This is a genomic window from Candidatus Tisiphia endosymbiont of Temnostethus pusillus, assembly GCF_964264675.1.
GTDB lineage: Bacteria > Pseudomonadota > Alphaproteobacteria > Rickettsiales > Rickettsiaceae > Tisiphia.
Genome location: NZ_OZ183472.1, coordinates 351,240 through 371,521, shown reverse-complemented (window position 1 = coordinate 371,521; position 20,282 = coordinate 351,240). Strand labels below are relative to the sequence as shown.

Genomic DNA, 20,282 nt, shown 5'->3' with positions numbered 1-20,282 from the left:
CAAATAACTATTATAGTACCTGATAGTTGCTATTACTTATCAAACAACCATAAGTTATTCTAGCTAATTTATTTGCTATGGCTACTGCCATTACATTAAACGATTTCCCTTTTTCTTTTAACCTTTCGATAAATTCTGATAACTTCCCTTGAGGCGGATTCTTTTTATAACTTCTCATTAATAAAGACCTTGCTCCTTGTATTAGCATTGTTCTTGCATATCTATCACCTTGTTTGGTTATTCTACCTAAAATAATCTTACCACCAGTGGTATTTTGTTTCGGTACAAGCCCCAAAGATGCGGCAAAATCCTTAGCAGAATCATATGCTTCAACCGGTTTAATGCTTAAAATACTTGCATTAATTGTGCCAATTCCTGGAATAGTTTCTAAAATTTTTGCTTTCTCAGAACACCTATTTCTTTCTGCTATTTCTTTATCTAACATTTGTTCCCGTACTATCAATTGGCTAATCTCCTTACAATCAAGCAACATTTGAACAGCAATAGTTTTGTTAATAAATCCCTCTTCTAGTGCAAGATTTACAAAATTTTGACAAGTTTTGGCAAATGTAGATTTTCCACATGTTACCAAATAGCCAAGCTCAAATAATGAGGTAATCAGAGCATTACTGCGCTGAATCCTTTGTTGTATTATATTCTGCCTTGCTTTATGCAGGTAAGATATTTCTTGCTCTCCCACTGTTTTAGCTTTGACATGCATTAAATCCGGATCACAGGATGCTTTGCAAATTGCAATTGAATCATTAATATCATTCTTTTGACGAATTTTTGCATATGCCTTTATATCTTTAGGTTTAAGTAATATTGCTTTATGCCCCATTGATTCAAGCCTCTGAGCCATATAATGAGCTCCACCACAAGCTTCAAATACAAAAGTTTCTGACTTTGGAAACATTATTGATAAATTTTCAAAAAAGCTTTTTCTATCCATTGCTTTTTTTAATACAACTTTATTTTCTAAATTTATTGCAGCAAAATGTAATTTTCTTTTTGCCAAATCAATTCCTATTACTTTATAATCATTCATGGTATGGACCTCATAAAATTATTAAAAAAATACAAACCTATTTTAGGTTTTGGTTCTTTGATATTTTAATATCATTTGAAACCGTTGATAAGTTTTTTTTCTTTCTTATCATTGGCGTCCATACCATCATTGCGAGAAGACCGGAGGTCGACGAAGTAATCCATAAAAGTAACCATAAGTGGATTGCTTCGTCGACCTCCGGTCTTCTCGCAATGACATTTCCTCGCCTAGAACAGCTTCCTCTTCTAACTTTCAACAGTTGTGCCACTTCGTGCCTCGCGATGACGGTTGTTCGTTCCTATAACCCAGCACTAAGTGCTATAAAATTAAAACTTTTATCACTAGAGCTAAATACTTTACATATTATATCTAATATATTTTGATATGTAAAGTATATTTATAAAAAAATTTGTGGGAATATAAAATTTGGTGGGAATAAAATATGATGCAAATTGTGATTTTTTATGATATAATAATTCCCCTACAACACAGATACTACAGGGGATTATATGAGAAAAATTGTTGTCAAATTTAACAAGTCAAAAGATATCGAAAATCTTAAAAGAATCATGAAAAATGTTTACGCGAGTAATAGTGATCATTTGCCAGATATCGCTAAATTTCATTTGGGAGAGAAGATTTTTATACCGAATCAGGTAGTATAATGGACTGAAGAAAATGGACAAGAAAATAGAGTAAAAAGTTTCCTAATTAAGATAAAATAATAAGAAAAAATTAGGAGGAAAAATGACAAAAGAAAAAGCAAGAGTTTTTAGTGCTGAAGAAAAAACTAGGATAGTATTAGAAGTGCTGAAAGAAGAGAGTCCATTATCAGTGATAGCATCAAAATATGAGATAAACTCCAAGACAATTAGTAATTGGAAGAAACAATTTATATCAAATGCAGCATTGGCTTTTGAACCAGCAAAACTGGTAAGTAAATATCAGGAACAAATTAATATGCTGAAAGAACAAAATGATGAATTAGCGAAAACGCTTGGAAAAACAATAGTAGAGAGAGATTGGGCTGTGGGAAAGCTACAAAGCTTGGACTTATCAAATAGAAAAGAACTTGTCGATTCCAAGCTAGGGAGTGTCGTCATGAGATTGTGATTGAATAGTTTTGTAGAATTTGTTATAGTAATTATAGCAATAAAAATAGGTGAGAAGAAACTATGAGTATAGCCCATAGAAGACATGATATAAAAGACGAACTATGGAATAAGATAGAAGAGCATTTGCCTGGCAGGGAAGGTTGTTGGGGAGGTATTGCAAGAGACAATAGAACATTTATCAATGCAGTGATGTGGATATTTAGAACAGGAGCTCCGTGGAGGGACTTGCCTCCAGATTATGGTAATTGGAAGAACGTACATAGAAGATTTTGTAGATGGCGTGATAGTGGAGTATGGGAGGGGTTACTAAATATTTTTATAAAAGAGCCTGATTTTGAATGGTTAATGATAGATTCTACATTTATAAAAGTTCATAAAGCAGGACTTGGGGCAGAAGGTGGCAATCAGGAGATTAGTCGAACAAAAGGGGGATCAATACAAAGGTACATATGGCCGTGGATGCGTATGGTATGCCGGTCAGAATTATTGTTACAGAAGATTCCAGAAATGATTGCACTCAAGCTCATGAGTTAATAAAAAATATAGAGGCAGAATGCCTTATGGCAGATAAAGCTTACGACACAAATAGTATAATAGAATTTGCTGAGCAAGCAAATATAATTCCTGTAATACCATCAAAAAGAAACAGGAAGATTCAAAGAGAGATAGATAAGGATTTATATAAGTTAAGGCACATTATTGAAAATACATTTCAGAAATTTAAAGAATGGCGTGGTATAGCAACAAGATATGCTAAAAATACAAAATCATATATGGCTGGTCTTTGTCTAAGGGGATTACTAATGTGGGCTAAAATCTCGTGACGACATACCCTAAAACAAGTTAAAAATATATAATAAAGTGGAAAACTATTTAATATCGATGCCACAAAAATTAGGAAAGCCGTTAATTGGTAAATACAAAGGTCTTTATCGATATAGATACGGTGACTACAGAATACTTTATGAAATTTAGATAAAAGATAATTGCTCTTTCGAAACTCGCTTGTGCTGAGGGATTTGAAGGAGACGCGGAACGCAGAACCGCAGCGTACTCTAATGTACGTGAGGATTCGAGTACCGCATCGACGTACAAATCACCAGTAGAAGTAGAGTTTCGAAAGAAGTCTATTGATTTGTATTATCAGTAATAGGTAGTAGGCTACTTATAACAGTTGGTAAGAAAATAAAAAATCTAATAATTGTCGGTGGTGATAGATGCCAATTTTATTTTTAGCATTTGTTATATGTTTTTCTGCAGTTCTGTACGATATGCCTAGTCTAGCTGCTATGTGCTTTTTAGGAAAGCCAAGAGCTGCAAGTGTAAGACATTCCATAGCTCTTTGAGTAAGAATGAAAGACTTGCCTAAATATTTTACGTTAATTTTAGTTGTTTGCATAATATGGTTATTTTAGTTAGTTGCTTAAAACCCTTTCAGGAAATAATTCTGCCAAGCTATTGGGGCTAAAAATTTTTACGTATAAGTTATTGTTGTGTAAGTTTTGGCAGTATGAATTACTGCATCTTATACTACCTAGAACTAGGCTAACATAAAGACTTACAAGACTAATAAACTGTTCAAAAGATTCAAAGTGCCTAAGGTAATAGCTAATAATTTCCGGACTATTAGTTGATGGCAAAAAATAAAACCCTTCAATTTTATCTTTGGTTCTTTGGTAAATGACAAAACTGTTACATGCTTGCTGACTGTAGAATTGTATTAGAGATTGGTAGCTAAGATTTTTGTTTTGGCTATTGTCAATATTTTTGGTGCAAAAATTCCGGGTACAGAAGCCCATAGTTGTGCCATTGCTTAAAAATTGACGATAGCCAAATTCTTGAATCTGTAAGTTAAACGTACCAGTTAATTGGTCAATCAGTTTTGCTTGTAGTACATTTTTTACTAAACCAGTAAACACAACTTCATTGATTAAACACTGGTTCATTAGCCGCTCACTCATTGGATATTTAATCATTTTTTTACCATTTTGTTCATGCTTACTCTCACTATTTTTGTAAATTTCATTAGACTTCTCGCATAATACTACTTCTGCTGGTGATTTAGACAATGAGTCTAGACTCAAATCCGTAACAGAATTTGAGTACGCTGCGGATTGAGGTTCTGAGTCTCCGTCAAATCCTTGCACAGAAGCAAATTCTGCAAGAAGTCCATTAACTGGCTTCATTGAAGCAAGCTGAGGTTGAGATTTTTCTAAGGTAGTTTTGTTCATAATTTTTACTCTAATTGCCTTTATTAATCACAGTATGACAAGGTTTTTTTATAAAACAATAGGCTTTTCATTGCATGAAATGGTCTTTTGTATAAAAAAGAAAGACTAAAACAAAAAAATAATTTAAATTATTTCATATTGTGAAATTTATTTTATCAAATGCACCTTTAACTTCCACTTACTACTACCCTGCCTAACAGTAACGTTTTATCTCTGGGGTGAAATAAGCAAATGATCTTGGGTGTTGAAGTTGATGCAGGCAAATGCGAGCTACTACTTGCTCGATTTTTTGGTAGATAAAATCTTTGCTAATACCACTTTCTAGCCATTCTATAAGCAACGACGCATCTACTGGTAAAACCATATCGTGCTTATTGAACAACCCTTGTAGCTTTTGAGTTAGTTCTGCTATTTCGGTTTTTGCTAATTTGGCAATCACTGGTGACTTATCCACAAGCCTATCATCATCCTCTAATCTTATATCAATATAATTATCTTTAGACGCGCGTGCGCGTAGGTAATACGATCGTATTACGGTCGTATATACGTTCGTATATACGACCGTATCATTAGAGGGGGTATCTTTTTCCCCTGCAGATTCGATCAGTTGACTACGATATTTCTCCCATCTCTTTGCTATATTCAAGGAATTTTGTTGTGATACTTTTATGAGTTTTTGGCATTCGTTTTTCAACTCCAAATGTGCAAAGGTTTTATCAGAAAAAATGAAAAATTTTTGCAAAATTTTTTTATAATTTTGCCATTTTTTTAGCGAAATATTTAAAAAATATGCTAATTTTTGGTCATTATTTGGCAATTTTCCACCACTTATCCACATATGTTCAAGTAGTCTAATGTAAATTCCTAATTCATCATGTCTAAGTAAATTAGTGCCATGAAGAAAAGATGATAGAGAAAAGGGTTTGCTCTTAGATTTTAACATAATAATCTCCTATAATTTTAGATAATTTAGCTGTAAAAACTCATAAAAAAACTCTCAAAAAATGGCAAAAAAAAACTATACGAGCGTATAGATCAAAAAAAAACCTAAAAAAATGCAAAAAAAATCCCAAAAAAGTTATAAAAAAATCCAAATTTCACCTCTTATCCACAGGGTAAAAAAACTTATCCACGTGATATCCACATATTATACACATATTCATCCACAAATTAATGCACGGATTTTGTGGATAACTTTTATCACTTAATACCTATAATTAAGAAGATTTTATTGATATTTACAACTAATAATAACCTTGCTATTTCGCTTAGCTATAAAACATATAATCAACTTAAATGATTATATGTAATAAAAATAACAACCTAGAAGTACAATGTTATAGATAAGCTAGTAAATATAAGATTATTCTCTACCACTTAACTAGCTTAAGTAATTGGTCGATAAAAATAGAGATTTATAACGAACTGATAGTATTAATAGCTAAAATCTATTTCAGGTTTGGGAGGGTTCTTTTTATTTTTTAATTCTTCTTCAAATATTTGGTCAGAAAGCTTAAAAAAAATGTTGGCATCAACTGCTCCCTTAGTAACCGTGTAAATTTTGATCATAGCTTTAGGTCCAGGTATTGTTTCTTCGTAGACATATTTATGTACTAAACTTTGATTCTTACCTATCATTTTAGCAAATTCTCGTACGGACACTTTAGACAGTTCTAACCATGTGAGTAATTTCATAACGATTAGCATTAATATTTAATCCTTACTAACAAAACACTATTAGTTGTCTAAATACAAAGAATTTAAGAAAATTTTTCAAATCATGAAATTTTTTTATATATAAAACCAAATAAGACAGGAATTTATCAGTTATAGATCATTTCACGTTATGAAATGGCTATTGTAAATCAAAAAAAAATAGTTAACAGTAATATAAAAACAGTAGGACTAAAAGCTTAACAACAGGGGAATATTATGCAAAATGCTTATATACAGCAGATGATAAAAGAAATAGACAGAGATAAACGTTCGTCTGAAGAAATTTACACAGCAATTGTTAGCAAACTAACAATTATGTCTAAAGGTAAACTTACAGACCAAGAACTTCACACAGCAGCTAGAAACCTAATAGGTTTTTGTCAGGAGATTACCGATTATAAGATAAAAAAGCAAAGGGATGAGCAAAGTAAGATGAAATATGATTTAAAAAAAGCCCCTATTTAGACTTAGAGCGTAATAATTTAAAAAACTGATTTCCCCTACCATAAGAACACTAAAAAGCCGTGTAATAGCCTTAAAAGAGCTAAAATAATAGTTTAATAACAAACCAACTGATGTAGCACACTACTACGTGTCAGAACAATTTATTTACAATAACCAAAAATTATTAATACTAAAAAAATGTTACACTTGGCTCTAATACTGAAGGAGATGGGGTAATTTAATAATAATTCAACTTGACTTGTGCGGTGCTTGATATATCTCTGCTCTTTGAGTACATACTACTTTCTAATTAAAGCAAAATTTATTATCTAAGGAGAAAATATGACAGATAAAGCAACAAAATCAATAATTTTAGTTCGTGTTTCAACAAGGGAGCAAGAAGAAGGGTATTCAATTGAAGCTCAAAAATATAGATTAGTAGAATATTGCCAACGTAAAAATCTTGAAGTTATCGAAACTTTTGAAATTATCGAATCTTCAAGCAGAGGTGATCGCAAACAATTTAAAGAGATGATCAAATTTGCTAAAAGCCATAGAGAAACAATTGCTATAGTTGCTGATAAAGTAGATCGAGTACAAAGAAGAATCTCAGAAATTTCATTACTAGAAGAACCAATAAAAGCTGGTAAGATAGAATTACATTTTAGAACAGAAGGTTACATAATAGATAAAGATTCTCAGTCTCATGCAAAGCTAATGTGGGGAATGAACGTATTGATGGCACAATCTTACGTTGATAGTTTAAGTGATAACGTTAAAAGAAGCCTAGATCATAAATTGCGTAAAGGAGAGTGGATAGGACCAGCCCCTCTTGGTTACCTAAATAGCCGAGATGAAAGAGGAAACAGTATAGTAATTCTCGATCCTGTAAGAGGTTCTATCATAAAAAAACTCTTTGAAGAATATGCAACAGGAATGTATACTCTTAATTATTTGACTGAAAAAGCTAAGGAGCTTGGTCTTAGGAGCAAAAACAATTGCTACGTCAATAAAACAGTAGTGCATCGAATGATCCAACAACCTTTCTATTATGGTGAAATGAGAGTAAAAGGAGAGATGTGGTCACATGGTTACCAAGCAATTATAACAAAAGAGACTTTTATGGCATGTAAAGATGTACGTTTAGGGTGGAAGAAGAAGCCTTTTAAATATGGTGGTAAGGATTTTCTTTTTAGAGGATTAATCACCTGTGCAGTAACTGGTAAAGTTGTAACAGCTGAAACTCACAGCAAAACATATTCAGATGGCAAAGTGGACGAATGGACTTATTTAGGTACATGGGATCCAAAGAATCCAAACAAAAAGATTTATGTAAGAGAAGATGAGGTTTTAAAGCAGGTAGAAGAGGTTTTTAAAAGAATAGGTATAAGAGACCCAGAAATGCTAAAAGAGACTCTAGCCTATTTAAAAAACACAAATGAGCTAAAGAAAGATGAGCATGGGCAAGCAACAGCTGCTTTAAAGAAAGAACACACCGAAAATGAGAATAGATTAAATTCATTAATAGATTTGCGACTCAATGGAGAACTTAGCACAGAAGAATTTCAAAGAAAAAAACAACAATTAAAAGATCGCCAATATGAAATTGCTCGTTTAATTAAAGTTTATGAGGAAGCAGACGATAAATTTACTGATACCGCTACAACGCTAATAACTCTAGCATCTGAAGCCTATGAAACTTTTAAAGGTTCTGAAATGCCCCAAAAACGCAAAATGATAAATTTCGTATTTCAGAACCTCAAACTGAGGGGCAAAAAACTTGAGACCTCTCTACGTTTCCCGTTCGATATTTTTGAAAAAACGACAACTTGTACCGAATGGCGGGAGTGACGGGACTCGAACCCGCGACCTTCTGCGTGACAGGCAGACGCTCTAACCAACTGAGCTACACCCCCTTTATCAGGCTTACTATGATATACTACTCGTAAATGAAGAGTTGATAGACGAAGATCAAAATTATGATAGTAGCAGGAATCGAAGGGTCAAGGAGCGGAGAGTACATTTAGTACGTGGCTACCTACGATCCCTGAAGACGACAACGCAATTCTTGATTTTCATCGAGTATATATAGGTAAGCCGTAATATATATAAAGTCAACTCCCCTGTCAAGAACTCATCAGTAACTAATTTAACTTGATTGCTTATATTAGATATCTTTAGCAAACTCGTGACCTATCTTCGGTGTGCCAAGCTTTAATACTATACTCAATCTCTTGTAATTGTTCTGTTAAACTAGCAATATGCTGGTTCAAGGATAAAATGACGACCGCATTAAACTCAGTATCCTGCCTAGCAATTTCTTGATTCTTAAATAGTAATAATTGTTCTCTTCTTTTTAATAAAGCATGTAACTGTTGTTGGCTATTACTATCATAAGTAACCTTCACTGGTAAAGCAAAGCACGTTGCATAATCATGCAACAATTTACTATCGATATTATCAGTTTTAGCAAGCCATCCTCTAGCTTTAGCATAACTACGCACTTTATTAGGGTGTACTGTAGCAAAAGGCAATTTATTTATTTTTAAAAATTCTCTTAAATTATGTTCATATCCACCAGTAGGTTCAAAGACAACAATTAACTCAGATAAGGCAGGATAGTATTTATTAATAGTGCTAAGCATAGTAGTAAAGCCATGTTGATCATTGGTAACTTCAAAAGCCTTGTTGGTAGCTGGCATATAGATACTTAAAGTTTAGAGACTAGTGGCTTTGAAGTAATACCCGATTAGCATTTGCCTATGTCAAACTGGTGTCATGTATGGAACTACCCAAAAATGCAAGAAAAAAATAATACTTGACAGAAAAAAAGCAAAGCCGCATAATTTCAGGTCATTTTTGTCTGGAAGATAAGTCGCAATGACGAAATAGTTACCTAAAAACGAGTTAACTATTGATATAAATTAAATAATAAAAAGGTAATTTATGAATAGATTAGCATTTATTAACATGATTAAAAAGCAAATATCACTATGGATATTTGTTATGAGATATGACTATACGTTAATATCTTGCAGTATAATACCAGTCATATCAGGATTTAAATTTTTTGAATATATAAACCAAAGATTAACCGATAGCAGCTGGATGGAAAAAGCAATATCTAATTATATCAAGACCGGAGATTTACAACAACTCTTTAATTTCAATTTTTTTATAGGTGTATCTTTTGTTATAACATTAGTCATTAGTTGTTTTAGCTATAGTCATATTAACCTTTTAAAACATTATTCTCCTAAGAGTTTTAAAATTTCTAGAAGTGGTAGAATTACTGACGATATCCGGTTTATTACTATTCTTACTCTCGGTTGGGGTGCGTTTAATACAATTATACAGCATTTTATAGTTAGTGATTGGCTATATCGTTTCATATCAGCATATTTAGTACAAACAACATGGCTATATTTTATGCTAAAAATGAATTGTTGTGGTTATAGAGTAATCCCAATCACACCTTCTCAATCACATGACAAAAAAAGAAGTATATAACGTTTGCTCAAAGCCCTATTACTTATATTATTTCCAAACTTAAAGCAAAAATCCTCAATATTATCACTTAGTAAATGCTAGGCATGTAAAGAACGTACCTGGACGTAAAACAGATGTTCAGGATTGCCAGTGGTTACAACAACTTCATAGCTATGGATTATTAAGTGGTTCATTTCGTCCAGAAGAGCAGATATGTGAATTATGAACTCTTACTAGACAAAGAGACAGATTAACAAAGAATGCCGCAACCCATGTGAACCGTATACAAAAAGCACTTAATGAGAGAACATCCAATTACATCATGTGATTAGCAATATAACAGGCGTAACAGGCATGAACATAATAAAAGCAATTATAGAGGGCAAGAGAGATGCAAATAAATTAGCTGCATTTAGAGACTATCGTTAAAGCACTAGAAGGAGATTACCGCAAAGAGCATCTTATAGTATTAAGCAAGAATTAGATATTTATGAATTTTACCTAAAACAAATCAGAGAGTGTGACGAAGCAATAGAAACATGCTACAAAAAATTTGATAAACGTGGCGATGGTGATTTAACAAATAGTAAAAAGCAACATAAGAGCAGGAACTCCCCAAAGTTTGATTTACAACAATCATTATATGATTATTATAAGAATTATTTTTCCTCCTTGATCTGTGACGTAGTATTGCTAGATCTAGTAAGCTCTCTAAATTCATTAAGTAGCATTTCTATGCATATATGCATCTCTTCTAAACGAAACGTCATATGTAATATACCTTGCTCTTTCTTAGTAGTTAGAGTAATTAACTCTATTATTTCTTTATGCAATAGTGTTATTTCATCTTTTGCCTTAATGTAGGTATTGGGGAAGTCTTTACTGATGCTAATAATATTGTTATAGCTTAGCTGGATATTACTAAACCACTTGACAAATAACCGAATTAACAACATCTGCCCAATAATTATGCTAAATGCTAGAATGACTAATAGTGGGTAATACATATTCTACTTCCATTGTATTGTTCTAAGATTGATACCATTTACATTATAGAATTATGGTATTACCAGGATTGTGAAAATAAATGAGGTTGAAATAAGTTGATTTGGGGTTGATTTGGCTAAGAAATTTGTATATGATCACAGTAATACCTCAATAAAAAGGTTATTATTTAAATAGCAGTTGATGATATTTGATTAATGCTACTAGTAAGTACTTAGAAATTTTGCGAACTTGAAAGTACTTACCAGTTAACTATAATATTCAATATAATACTTGAGCTTTATTTAAGAGTAGAGCTTAAGTATTATATTGGTTTTTTAGTTTGAGATTTAGCAAAGTATATTCTTTGCTTTAAAAAATTAATCAATAATCAATAATCACTGATCTCTTTTTTAATAATCTCATTCTATTTTGCTAGTTTATTGTAGTTATTTTGAGGTGTCAAGAAAAAATATTTCTATGGTGGGAGTATTCAAATTTTAATTGTTCTGAGTATATGGCCCTTGTTCACCAAATACAAGAATTCCTCAAAAAAAAGTTTGATGAATTAAAATTAACAAGAAAAGATTTTGCTGAACAAAGTGGCATTCCTTATTCTACTGTAACTAATATTATGCAAGGTCTGAAAGCCAACCCAACTATTAGTAATATATTAAAAATTGCTGACTACTTTAAGTGTTCTATGGATGAAGTTGTAGGAAGAAATGAATATATTTCTTTACCTAATATAGAAAGTCTAGAATTTTATAAAATTACATCAAGTGACATCACTTCTAATATAAAGAAGTTTTTGATTGATAAGGTAAAGAAACAAAATTTAAACTTATATAAATTAGGCATGACTATAGGTTTTAGTAATAACTCTTTACATAGTTTTGTTAATAGTAATAGGGAACAAAAAACTTTAAATAGTCAAATTGTAGTAGCCCTAGCAGATTATTTTGAAATATCACTAGATGAAATGATTGGCAGAATTGCCCCTACTAAAGATACTGACAATAGTAAATCTTCTAATTGAATTTTTAGTGGCTACTGACAGGCATATACTGCTCGTAAATGAAGAGTTGGTAGACGATAGTATAACTTCAAGAAGAGCTAGGCAGTAGCAAAGTCGAGCAGCGTAGCGTACATTAGTACGTGAGCAGCTTCGATCTTTAGACACGACAACGCCAATTCTTGAAGTTCTACCTGAGTATACTCAAATGATTTGAAAATGAATGGTAAGAAGGCATAGCGTATATATAGTATAGTTACGCATGCGAATCAATGATATTCTCAAAAAACAATTCGTAGGATCAGAAGAGTACACTATAAATTTATTCATCTGACAATTATCTTGTAACCGTGTTTATAATCACACAATTAAGGTTTATGATATTTATCAATTATCCAATCTATAAATGTATTATCAACAGACTGCTTCTTCAAAGCATACTCATATACTTCTTTTATTAGAGTTGTAAGGTTTCTCAATGAGAAACTTAAGTTTCTTTCAATTAATATATTAATTGTTGCACTAGTAGCTTTGCTAAAAATTTTTATCTGATCAATAGTTAGTATCTCGAGGTTTATTTCATTATCAATAACAAGAGCTTCCAAGTTAATGTCTAAGGCTTTTGCAATTAATTGTAAATTATTAGCACTAGGATTTTTTGAACTACCATACAAAATGCTATAGACAGTATTTCTACTTAGTCCAGTTTTCCTCTCTATATCTATAGCATTTATGTTTTTTTGAGCCATTAACGAATTAAGTCTAGCCTGTAAATTTGCCATAAGTAATACTTTGTATATAAAATTAATATTTTTAAAATATAAGGTATAATAATCAAAAAGTAAATACCAATTACATTATTTTTTCCGTGTTAATTCTAATTGTTCCTGCTGCTCTAGCTGTTGTTTTTGTCTATATATAAATTAATAGTAGTCTCAGTATGCCATTAGAGGTGACATCAATAATTGTTGGAAGTTTACAAATACCTATACCACAACGTCATTGCTAGGAGCTACCTTAGTAGCGACGAAGCAATTGTAAGTTAAAAGTATGATATAATAGATGTTGAAGTCAATATAAATAATGATTTATACTGACTTATAAGGGGGTATTACAGCGATAGTCATTAATAATACTAAATGACTATCGCTGTGCAGGCGTGAGCGACCGTGAAGCAATTGGTCTTAAGATCGTATGGATCTTGGTACTCTAGCCCAAATCCCCGAGACGTTTGAATAGTTGATTGGGATGCCTTTGCACTCCCGCTTACAATCGTAAACATTAAAAGTCTTCGAGGTATTATGCCATTATATAATAATTTTATTGGTCTTGATATAGGAAAATTCAATTTTGTTGTTGCTATTCATGGAAAAAAAGAAACTAAAGAATATAATAACAACTCTAATGGAATAGCTGATTTTATCAAGGATTACAAAAAAGAGATTAGTTCTGCATTGTGTGTTTTAGAAACCACAGGTGGATATGAAATGGAACTATTACTAACGCTTTGCAATCAGGGTTTTGCTGTACATAGAGCCAATACTCGCAAAGTTAAAAACTTTATTAGGTCTTTTGGGAATGCAGCTAAAACTGATAGTCTTGATGCTAAAGCTCTAGCACTTTATGGTTTTGAACGGTCAGAAAGATTAGAACTATTTAAAGTACAATCTAAGCAAGCTTTAAACTTGTATGAATTAGTCGGACGTAGGAACGACCTCAAACAAATGTTGATTGCAGAAAAAAATAGGTTTCAGTCCCCGAAAGCTGATTTAATCAAGTCTAGTTGTGTTAAAATAATCGAAGTACTAGAAGAACAAATTGCATCTATTACTAAAAAAATAGATGACTTAATAGCAAAAGATAAACTCTTGCAGGCTAAGAAAGAGACACTGCAAACTATTAGTGGTATAGGCACAGTAGTATCTAATGAGCTTATAGCTTTGTTACCTGAACTTGGTACATTGAACCGCAAACAAATAGCATCATTAGTAGGTGTTGCACCAATATCTAATGATAGCGGTAGATATAGCGGATATAGACATACAGGTCATGGTAGAATTTCTAGTATAATGGACTGAAGAAAATGGACAAGAAAATAGAGTAAAAAGTTTCCTAATTAAGATAAAATAATAAGAAAAAATTAGGAGGAAAAATGACAAAAGAAAAAGCAAGAGTTTTTAGTGCTGAAGAAAAAACTAGGATAGTATTAGAAGTGCTGAAAGAAGAGAGTCCATTATCAGTGATAGCATCAAAATATGAGATAAACTCCAAGACAATTAGTAATTGGAAGAAACAATTTATATCAAATGCAGCATTGGCTTTTGAACCAGCAAAACTGGTAAGTAAATATCAGGAACAAATTAATATGCTGAAAGAACAAAATGATGAATTAGCGAAAACGCTTGGAAAAACAATAGTAGAGAGAGATTGGGCTGTGGGAAAGCTACAAAGCTTGGACTTATCAAATAGAAAAGAACTTGTCGATTCCAAGCTAGCAATGTTACCAAAGACAAGGCAATATGAATTATTAAAGATTAATCGTTCTTCAATGTACTATAAAGCAAAACCATTTAGTGGGTATAACTTAAATATTTTAAATAAAATAGATGAAATATATACTGATAATCCTGAATTTGGTTATCGTTATATCCATAGACAATTATTAGAAGATGGCTTGTTTATTGGTAAGGATCGGGTTCTAAAATATATGAACATGATTGGCATAGAGGCTATTTATCCAAAGAGGAAAAAGTTAACATCTGGAAAAGATAAACAGCATAAAATTTATAGTTATTTGCTTGATAAATATTGGACTAATCTAGGTACAACTAGGACTGTACACGTACCTAACGCTAACGAGGTTTGGAGCGGAGATATCAGTGTGCCGTGCCAAGCGGCTTGAGAGATGAAGGTAGGTCCTTCGCAGTCGATTTACAGGAATAGGCTGCAAACCACTGCATGCGGCAATTGTTTAAGGGCATTGTCGTGAGCGATGCAGAAAAGGCATCCTTGAGGTGTCAGGTATAGACTTAAGAAGACGAACAACAGTGAACCACCGTTCAAGTGTCGAAAGTGCTTCAGATGATGTCAAAACCAAGGAGGTGATGTTGCTTTGGGATAAATTTAGCGGGAACCTGTTTACTGGCTAGGTGGCATCCGGCATAGAGGTGGCGTGAGCTTAAGTCAAGGCTTTCAAGCTGAACACGGGAGCCTGTGCAACGATGTTAAAGGAAAGGTACAAGCGGAAATAAAACCGTGAGGCTGATAGTACTGATGCGTATACACAGGGGCGGACAGACATGTAGTAATGATGAAGTTGCTGTAATGGCAATGGAGTGAAGGTGTCTGACCATTTTAGCTGTTCATCACAGTGTCAACTAAATTTATTTAGGAGGAGCTTATGAAGACAGTAAAGCCTTTTGAAATTTCTAAGCAATATGTATGGCAAGCATACCAATGTGTTAAGAATAATAAAGGTGCAGCAGGAGTTGAACAACAAACTATGGAAGAATTTGAGCGAAACCTAAAAGATAATTTGTATAAGATATGGAATCGTATGTCCTCAGGCAGCTATTTTCCTCCTGCAGTAAAAGCTGTGCCTATTCCAAAGAAATCAGGTGGAGAACGAATCCTTGGGATTCCAACTATTTCGGATAGAATAGCACAAACTGTAGTGAAGATGGTACTTGAGCCATTAGTTGAGCCCATATTTGACGAAGATTCATATGGTTATCGCCCAAAGAAATCTGCACATGATGCCATAGCAGTTACAAGAGCAAGATGCTGGAAATATGACTTTGTTGTTGAATTTGATATCAAAGGTTTGTTTGATAATATCGATCACAAACTATTAATGAAAGCATTGGAGAAACATTGTAAGTGCAAATGGGTACTACTTTACGTACAAAGGTGGCTTAAAGCACCATTGCAAGATAAAGATGGAAATATTATTATGCGCGATAAGGGAACACCTCAAGGAGGAGTGATAAGTCCAATATTAGCAAATTTATTTTTACATTATGTATTTGATGCATGGGTAAGAAGAGAAATGCCAAGTGTAGCATTTTGTCGTTATGCTGATGATGGTTTACTCCATTGTCAGAGTCAAGAACAGGCAGAATATGTGTTACAAGTTATTAGACAACGATTCCAGGAATGTGGCCTTACGATACATCCTGATAAGTCGGGTATTATATATTGTAAGGACAATAATCGTCGTGATGAATATGAACGAATCAGCTTTGACTTTCTCGGATATAGTTTTAGACCAAGAAGATGTGTAAACAAACAAGGCATGGTTCATCCAAATTTCTTACCTGCGATAAGTAATAACTCTAAGAAAGCAATCATACAACCATAAGGAGTTGGCACATTCAGCTTAAGAATGACAAGTCCTTATCTGAACTTTCGGAAATGTTTAAAGCTGAGTTAAGAGGTTGGTATAACTATTATGGGCAGTTTTATCCATCGGCAATGCACAACATATGGAAGCACCTGAATTGGTATTTGGAGCGGTGGGTTAGAAGAAAATATAAGAAACTTGCATGGCATAAAAGACGTGCAAGAGAATATCTAAATAGATTAGCAAATCTTAATCCTGAAGCTTTTATACATTGGAAATTAGGAATATATCCAAAGGCTAAAATGGTGGGAGCGGTGTGAGCTGAGAGGTTCACGCACCGTTCTGAGAGGGGCTGAAGCTGCAATGCTTCATTCTACTCACCCTTATGTTCGAACTAATTCGGGATTTATGTACATGGCGGCAATTATAGATTGGCATAGTAGAGCTGTGTTGAGTTATAAATTGTCAAATAGTATGGATGTAAGTTTGGTAACTGAAGTATTGCGGGATGCACTTAACAAATATCCTGCACCGCAGATATTTAATAGTGATCAGGGCAGTCAATATACTAGTCATGAACACATTGAAATTTTACAAGAGCATAACATTAAAGTTTCGATGAATGGTAAAGGAAGAAGTATTGATAATATAATAATGGAGAGATTTTTCCGAACTTTAAAATATAATTGTATATTTATTAATGATTTTAAAGATGTTAAAGAGCTAAAGCGTGGTATTGATGATTACATCAATCACTATAATTATAGAAGATTTCATTCAAGTATTGGTTACAAAAAGCCCATGAATGTCTATCTAAATTCTATGCAAAATTATGAACAAATTGCAGCTTGAAAAATGCAAAAATGGGAAACAAAATTATTATTTTTTTTGTCTTGATTTTTCAGTCCAGTATCCTTTATGGCTAAAAGTTTTGATCATATCATAAATATACTGCCTCATAGTAACTATGACATATAACGTTACAGTTATCAAGATAATTATCTAATAAAACTAAATTTACTAAATAGTTTCAATTTAACGGATATTGATTTAAAAAACAAGTTTATTATTGATAGCTTACAGTAGGAAGCTCTAACATCCATGCTGCAAGCCATATTCTCTATGACTTACAGCGTAAAAGAAAATCTGCAGAAATTGAAGCTGATAACTCATTAAAATCCAAAGAACTAATTTGCTGCAAACTAAAATCAAAGTTCAATACCCTAAACTTTCGGTATCCCCAGTTATTCCAACATCTTGTTCACTTGTTGTCTGGTGTAATACTTCAGATAGTGGATGATTATATATATCACACTCTAGTTGCCCTACTTGATCTTGCGGATCATAGTAGTGTGTCACAAACTGTTGCAGAGCTTTATTTTCTGCTAATCCATCGATTATAGTCTTGTATTCCTCAAATTTTGGTATTATACTATTACAATTAGGTAAGTAATCTTTGATCATTTTCATGAATTGTGTGTTGACTTGTGCTAAAATCTTTTGCTGTTCTGTGGTAATATCCTGTGGTTTTCTAACATCTATCATAGCTGCTCCCAGTTCTGCAAGGCTTTCTTGCAATTCTGGTTTCTCTTTAACAAACTCTATTAACTTCTTAGCTAATTCATTATTAAAGTCTTGAATATTGCTTTCTGTAATAGACGTCCTTTCTTTTTCTTTTTTAGCCTCTTCTTCTTTCAACTTATTGAACTTATTAAGAAATTCTGGGTTTATTTCAGTTGCACTATTAATAATTTGGCTCCATGTTCCTAGAATGCAAGCAGTCATGTCGCCATAAGTTGTAGCAGCCATGTATACTCCTACTGCTAAAGCAAATTCTTTCTGCTCTCTCAATGTTTCTTCTATATCTAAATTACTAATATCTTTAAATAGCTCTGATATTATCTGAGGAGTCTTTTGTATAATAGGATTGCTTTCTAAGAATTTATGACAATTGCTAGAATTTACTAATACTTTTAACGGAACATCTATTCCCAACTTTTCTTGTATTATTTTTAGTTTATCTTTTACTAATTCCGGGAATTTTACCATTAACGTTACCAGCAATTCCCGTTTATCAGCAACCGGAATTTCCATAGTATCTATTAATGATTTAACAAGTCCCAAAGATTCAGGAATAGTAATGATATGATCTGTATTATCATCATATCGTAGTTCATTTGTAGAATAGCCCCCTACTAAATATTTTTCTGTTAGTGCTTTACTAGCTATATTTGTTATAGTATTAACAAATTTCTGATCATCTGGTACAGCTTGGTCACTCTTTAATGCATTTCCCATTGTGTCCCGCTTAGATGCATCAGTCAAGCTAAGTAATGCTAATTTAACTGGAGTATTAAAGAAATTAGTAGAGTCTTTTAATTTATTATTATATGCCGTTGCTATCTCTTGTAACGATTCTTTTGTACCTTTATAGTCTTCAACTAACTTACCTGTAGTAAAATTCGTTAAATCTACTGCTTCTTTTGTATGAACGGACTGATTGTCCTGCACTAAGCGTAGCATAATTCCGTCTTGTTGTTTTTGCTCTGGTATAATACCATTCTCAAAAAGAAACTTTTGTATCTCAGGTTTGTCATTATAAAAATGTAATAATGAGTGTCCTGCTGCGTCTCGTGAGTTTATAGCAAATGGGTATTTTTCTAGATGGTTTATTATATATTTTATCAAATCTTCTTCATATCCGGCGTAATAATTATGCAGTGTAAACATCATATTTTTAACTTCTTCATGCGTAAGATTAACTTCTGGGTTGTTTGCATTTTGCATAAACTTAATTATCTCTGTCTCTCCTTCATGATATAAGATTTCACAATTAATCAAATTAGAGAGTTTCTCTATCACTGTAAAATTGAAGCCGCTATTTTTAATCTCAAGTTTACTAAGATTAAGAAGCTCAGCTATTTTACCTTCCCATTGATAGTTTAAGAAATTATTGCTTATGTTTAGTTCAGTAAGATTAGTGAGTTTAGCTATTTCATCTGCACCTGTATTATATATTTTATTATACTCTATGTTTAGAATAGTAAGGTTAGAGAGTTTGGCTATTTCAGCTGCACCTTTATCACCTATCTTATTATAAGCTATGTTTAGTTCAGTAAGATTAGTGAGTTCAGCTATTTTAGCTGCCCCTATAGCACTTAAGTTATTCCACCCTATGTTTAGATTAGTAAGGTTAGAGAGTTTGGCTATTTCAGCTGCATCTTCATCATCTATCTCATTATCATATATGTTTAGATTAGTAAGGTTAGAAAGTTTGGCTATTTTAGCTGCTGCATAAACTATATTATTATTAGCTATGTTTAGATTAGTAAGGTTAGAAAGTTTGGCTATTTCAGCTGCACCTTTCTCACCTATATTATTATTAGCTATGTTTAGAATAGTAAGGTTAGAGAGTTGGGCTATTTCAGCTGCCCTTGCATGACCTATCTTATTATTAGCTATGTTTAGATTAGTAAGGTTAGAGAGTTTGGCTATTTCAGCTGCACCTTCATAACCTATCTTATTATCAGCTATGTTTAGAATAGTAAGGTTAGAGAGTTCGGCTATTTTAGCTGCACCTTCATCACCTATATTATTACTTCTTATGTTAAGGGCAGTAATATTACTCTTCTTTAATACCCCAACTAATAATTTAAGTTGATCAATATTAATATTACATTCTTCTAATTGAAGCTGTGTAACATTAGAGTTATTTTCTATAAATTGGATTAAATTGTTGAATTGGTTAGTATTGTTAGATATCTCTTTTTGGCAGCTAAGATTTAAAGAACTATCTTTTAGATATTTGTTAAAATCTATTGTTGTCATTGCTTTTACCTGATTTAAATTAACTATTTTAATTAGAGGGGCTATCCTCTTTACAGTTCAAATCCGTATT

The 20,282-nt window shown here is 32.6% G+C and carries 20 protein-coding genes, 1 tRNA gene and 2 pseudogenes; 13 read left to right on the top strand and 10 right to left on the bottom strand.

Annotated features, from left to right (window positions below):
- Window positions 1–10: 10 nt before the first annotated feature.
- Window positions 11–1,048, bottom strand: a complete 1,038-nt coding sequence (locus ACFEL2_RS01845; RefSeq protein ID WP_375332119.1) for an IS110 family transposase — start codon at window positions 1,046–1,048, stop codon at window positions 11–13.
- Between the two features lie 509 nt (window positions 1,049–1,557).
- On the opposite strand from ACFEL2_RS01845, the gene ACFEL2_RS01840 reads away from it, so the two are divergent.
- From ACFEL2_RS01840 to ACFEL2_RS01830, 3 genes are all read left to right on the top strand, one after another.
- Window positions 1,558–1,713, top strand: a complete 156-nt coding sequence (locus ACFEL2_RS01840; RefSeq protein WP_375332118.1) for a hypothetical protein — start codon at window positions 1,558–1,560, stop codon at window positions 1,711–1,713.
- 82 nt (window positions 1,714–1,795) lie between these two features.
- Window positions 1,796–2,161 (top strand): transposase, encoded by a 366-nt coding sequence (locus ACFEL2_RS01835; RefSeq protein ID WP_375332117.1) that lies wholly within the window; start codon window positions 1,796–1,798, stop codon window positions 2,159–2,161.
- A gap of 62 nt (window positions 2,162–2,223) precedes the next feature.
- A protein-coding gene (locus tag ACFEL2_RS01830; protein WP_375332116.1) for an IS5 family transposase occupies window positions 2,224–2,987 on the top strand; the annotation gives its coding sequence in 2 pieces (ribosomal slippage) (window positions 2,224–2,581 and window positions 2,581–2,987; 765 coding nt in all).
- 341 nt (window positions 2,988–3,328) lie between these two features.
- On the opposite strand, the gene ACFEL2_RS01820 is transcribed toward ACFEL2_RS01830, so the two are convergent.
- The 4 genes from ACFEL2_RS01820 to ACFEL2_RS01805 form a co-directional block, all read right to left on the bottom strand.
- Window positions 3,329–3,562: a helix-turn-helix transcriptional regulator gene (locus tag ACFEL2_RS01820; protein ID WP_341751283.1), complete on the bottom strand. Its 234-nt coding sequence runs from the start codon at window positions 3,560–3,562 to the stop codon at window positions 3,329–3,331.
- A 16-nt stretch (window positions 3,563–3,578) separates the two neighbouring features.
- Entirely contained in the window at window positions 3,579–4,394 is an 816-nt protein-coding gene (locus tag ACFEL2_RS01815; protein ID WP_341751284.1) for a hypothetical protein, read from the bottom strand.
- A gap of 193 nt (window positions 4,395–4,587) precedes the next feature.
- A complete protein-coding gene (locus tag ACFEL2_RS01810; protein WP_375332115.1) occupies window positions 4,588–5,337 on the bottom strand; it encodes a DUF1376 domain-containing protein in 750 nt (249 codons plus the stop codon).
- Between the two features lie 491 nt (window positions 5,338–5,828).
- Window positions 5,829–6,089 carry a hypothetical protein gene (locus tag ACFEL2_RS01805; RefSeq protein WP_341751286.1) on the bottom strand — a complete coding sequence of 87 codons (261 nt, stop codon included), beginning with the start codon at window positions 6,087–6,089 and terminating at the stop codon, window positions 5,829–5,831.
- 237 nt (window positions 6,090–6,326) lie between these two features.
- On the opposite strand from ACFEL2_RS01805, the gene ACFEL2_RS01800 reads away from it, so the two are divergent.
- Window positions 6,327–6,575 carry a hypothetical protein gene (locus tag ACFEL2_RS01800; protein ID WP_341751287.1) on the top strand — a complete coding sequence of 83 codons (249 nt, stop codon included), beginning with the start codon at window positions 6,327–6,329 and terminating at the stop codon, window positions 6,573–6,575.
- Between the two features lie 321 nt (window positions 6,576–6,896).
- Window positions 6,897–8,405: a recombinase family protein gene (locus tag ACFEL2_RS01795; protein WP_375332114.1), complete on the top strand. Its 1,509-nt coding sequence runs from the start codon at window positions 6,897–6,899 to the stop codon at window positions 8,403–8,405.
- Here the strand turns inward: ACFEL2_RS01795 and ACFEL2_RS01790 are convergent.
- Window positions 8,394–8,470: transfer RNA gene (locus ACFEL2_RS01790), tRNA-Asp, on the bottom strand. The two genes, ACFEL2_RS01795 and ACFEL2_RS01790, sit on opposite strands and share 12 nt — an antisense overlap.
- A gap of 261 nt (window positions 8,471–8,731) precedes the next feature.
- A complete protein-coding gene (locus ACFEL2_RS01785; protein WP_341751289.1) occupies window positions 8,732–9,256 on the bottom strand; it encodes an IS110 family transposase in 525 nt (174 codons plus the stop codon).
- Between the two features lie 244 nt (window positions 9,257–9,500).
- Between ACFEL2_RS01785 and ACFEL2_RS01780 the strand changes: the two genes are divergently transcribed.
- Together ACFEL2_RS01780 and ACFEL2_RS01775 are read left to right on the top strand one after the other, a co-directional pair.
- Window positions 9,501–10,064, top strand: a complete 564-nt coding sequence (locus tag ACFEL2_RS01780) for a hypothetical protein (protein ID WP_375332113.1) — start codon at window positions 9,501–9,503, stop codon at window positions 10,062–10,064.
- A gap of 67 nt (window positions 10,065–10,131) precedes the next feature.
- Window positions 10,132–10,688: pseudogene (locus ACFEL2_RS01775) on the top strand (IS110 family transposase); the annotation flags it as partial.
- Between the two features lie 14 nt (window positions 10,689–10,702).
- Here the strand turns inward: ACFEL2_RS01775 and ACFEL2_RS01770 are convergent.
- Window positions 10,703–11,050 (bottom strand): hypothetical protein, encoded by a 348-nt coding sequence (locus ACFEL2_RS01770; RefSeq protein WP_341751291.1) that lies wholly within the window; start codon window positions 11,048–11,050, stop codon window positions 10,703–10,705.
- Window positions 11,051–11,544: 494 nt separating this feature from the next.
- On the opposite strand from ACFEL2_RS01770, the gene ACFEL2_RS01765 reads away from it, so the two are divergent.
- Complete coding sequence (locus ACFEL2_RS01765) at window positions 11,545–12,066, top strand: helix-turn-helix domain-containing protein (protein ID WP_341751292.1); 522 nt, start codon at window positions 11,545–11,547, stop codon at window positions 12,064–12,066.
- A 344-nt stretch (window positions 12,067–12,410) separates the two neighbouring features.
- Here ACFEL2_RS01765 and ACFEL2_RS01760 read toward each other — a convergent pair whose 3' ends face one another.
- Entirely contained in the window at window positions 12,411–12,824 is a 414-nt protein-coding gene (locus ACFEL2_RS01760) for a helix-turn-helix domain-containing protein (protein ID WP_341751293.1), read from the bottom strand.
- A 519-nt stretch (window positions 12,825–13,343) separates the two neighbouring features.
- Here ACFEL2_RS01760 and ACFEL2_RS01755 point away from each other — a divergent pair.
- The 5 genes and pseudogenes from ACFEL2_RS01755 to ACFEL2_RS01735 all read left to right on the top strand — a co-directional run.
- Window positions 13,344–14,120 carry an IS110 family transposase gene (locus ACFEL2_RS01755; protein WP_375332112.1) on the top strand — a complete coding sequence of 259 codons (777 nt, stop codon included), beginning with the start codon at window positions 13,344–13,346 and terminating at the stop codon, window positions 14,118–14,120.
- A 74-nt stretch (window positions 14,121–14,194) separates the two neighbouring features.
- Window positions 14,195–14,944, top strand: a complete 750-nt coding sequence (locus ACFEL2_RS01750; protein WP_375331964.1) for an IS3 family transposase — start codon at window positions 14,195–14,197, stop codon at window positions 14,942–14,944.
- 498 nt (window positions 14,945–15,442) lie between these two features.
- Window positions 15,443–16,402 (top strand): group II intron reverse transcriptase/maturase, encoded by a 960-nt coding sequence (gene ltrA, locus ACFEL2_RS01745; RefSeq protein WP_375332111.1) that lies wholly within the window; start codon window positions 15,443–15,445, stop codon window positions 16,400–16,402.
- The gene (locus ACFEL2_RS01740) at window positions 16,399–16,704 is read left to right on the top strand and encodes a group II intron maturase-specific domain-containing protein (protein WP_375332356.1); all 306 of its coding nucleotides are present in this window, start codon (window positions 16,399–16,401) and stop codon (window positions 16,702–16,704) included. Before ltrA ends, ACFEL2_RS01740 begins: the two co-directional genes overlap by 4 nt.
- A gap of 64 nt (window positions 16,705–16,768) precedes the next feature.
- Window positions 16,769–17,236: pseudogene (locus ACFEL2_RS01735) on the top strand (IS3 family transposase); the annotation flags it as partial.
- Window positions 17,237–17,599: 363 nt separating this feature from the next.
- Here the strand turns inward: ACFEL2_RS01735 and ACFEL2_RS01730 are convergent.
- Window positions 17,600–20,212 carry a leucine-rich repeat domain-containing protein gene (locus ACFEL2_RS01730; protein ID WP_375332110.1) on the bottom strand — a complete coding sequence of 871 codons (2,613 nt, stop codon included), beginning with the start codon at window positions 20,210–20,212 and terminating at the stop codon, window positions 17,600–17,602.
- Window positions 20,213–20,282 lie beyond the last annotated feature (70 nt).

Coding starts and splice junctions, on each gene's coding strand:
- ACFEL2_RS01845 (WP_375332119.1), bottom strand. CDS start 1,048: ATGAATGATTATAAAGTAATAGGAATTGATTTGGCAAAAAGAAAATTA.
- ACFEL2_RS01840 (WP_375332118.1), top strand. CDS start 1,558: ATGAGAAAAATTGTTGTCAAATTTAACAAGTCAAAAGATATCGAAAAT.
- ACFEL2_RS01835 (WP_375332117.1), top strand. CDS start 1,796: ATGACAAAAGAAAAAGCAAGAGTTTTTAGTGCTGAAGAAAAAACTAGG.
- ACFEL2_RS01820 (WP_341751283.1), bottom strand. CDS start 3,562: ATGCAAACAACTAAAATTAACGTAAAATATTTAGGCAAGTCTTTCATT.
- ACFEL2_RS01815 (WP_341751284.1), bottom strand. CDS start 4,394: ATGAACAAAACTACCTTAGAAAAATCTCAACCTCAGCTTGCTTCAATG.
- ACFEL2_RS01810 (WP_375332115.1), bottom strand. CDS start 5,337: ATGTTAAAATCTAAGAGCAAACCCTTTTCTCTATCATCTTTTCTTCAT.
- ACFEL2_RS01805 (WP_341751286.1), bottom strand. CDS start 6,089: ATGAAATTACTCACATGGTTAGAACTGTCTAAAGTGTCCGTACGAGAA.
- ACFEL2_RS01800 (WP_341751287.1), top strand. CDS start 6,327: ATGCAAAATGCTTATATACAGCAGATGATAAAAGAAATAGACAGAGAT.
- ACFEL2_RS01795 (WP_375332114.1), top strand. CDS start 6,897: ATGACAGATAAAGCAACAAAATCAATAATTTTAGTTCGTGTTTCAACA.
- ACFEL2_RS01785 (WP_341751289.1), bottom strand. CDS start 9,256: ATGCCAGCTACCAACAAGGCTTTTGAAGTTACCAATGATCAACATGGC.
- ACFEL2_RS01780 (WP_375332113.1), top strand. CDS start 9,501: ATGAATAGATTAGCATTTATTAACATGATTAAAAAGCAAATATCACTA.
- ACFEL2_RS01770 (WP_341751291.1), bottom strand. CDS start 11,050: ATGTATTACCCACTATTAGTCATTCTAGCATTTAGCATAATTATTGGG.
- ACFEL2_RS01765 (WP_341751292.1), top strand. CDS start 11,545: ATGGCCCTTGTTCACCAAATACAAGAATTCCTCAAAAAAAAGTTTGAT.
- ACFEL2_RS01760 (WP_341751293.1), bottom strand. CDS start 12,824: ATGGCAAATTTACAGGCTAGACTTAATTCGTTAATGGCTCAAAAAAAC.
- ACFEL2_RS01755 (WP_375332112.1), top strand. CDS start 13,344: ATGCCATTATATAATAATTTTATTGGTCTTGATATAGGAAAATTCAAT.
- ACFEL2_RS01750 (WP_375331964.1), top strand. CDS start 14,195: ATGACAAAAGAAAAAGCAAGAGTTTTTAGTGCTGAAGAAAAAACTAGG.
- ltrA (WP_375332111.1), top strand. CDS start 15,443: ATGAAGACAGTAAAGCCTTTTGAAATTTCTAAGCAATATGTATGGCAA.
- ACFEL2_RS01730 (WP_375332110.1), bottom strand. CDS start 20,212: ATGACAACAATAGATTTTAACAAATATCTAAAAGATAGTTCTTTAAAT.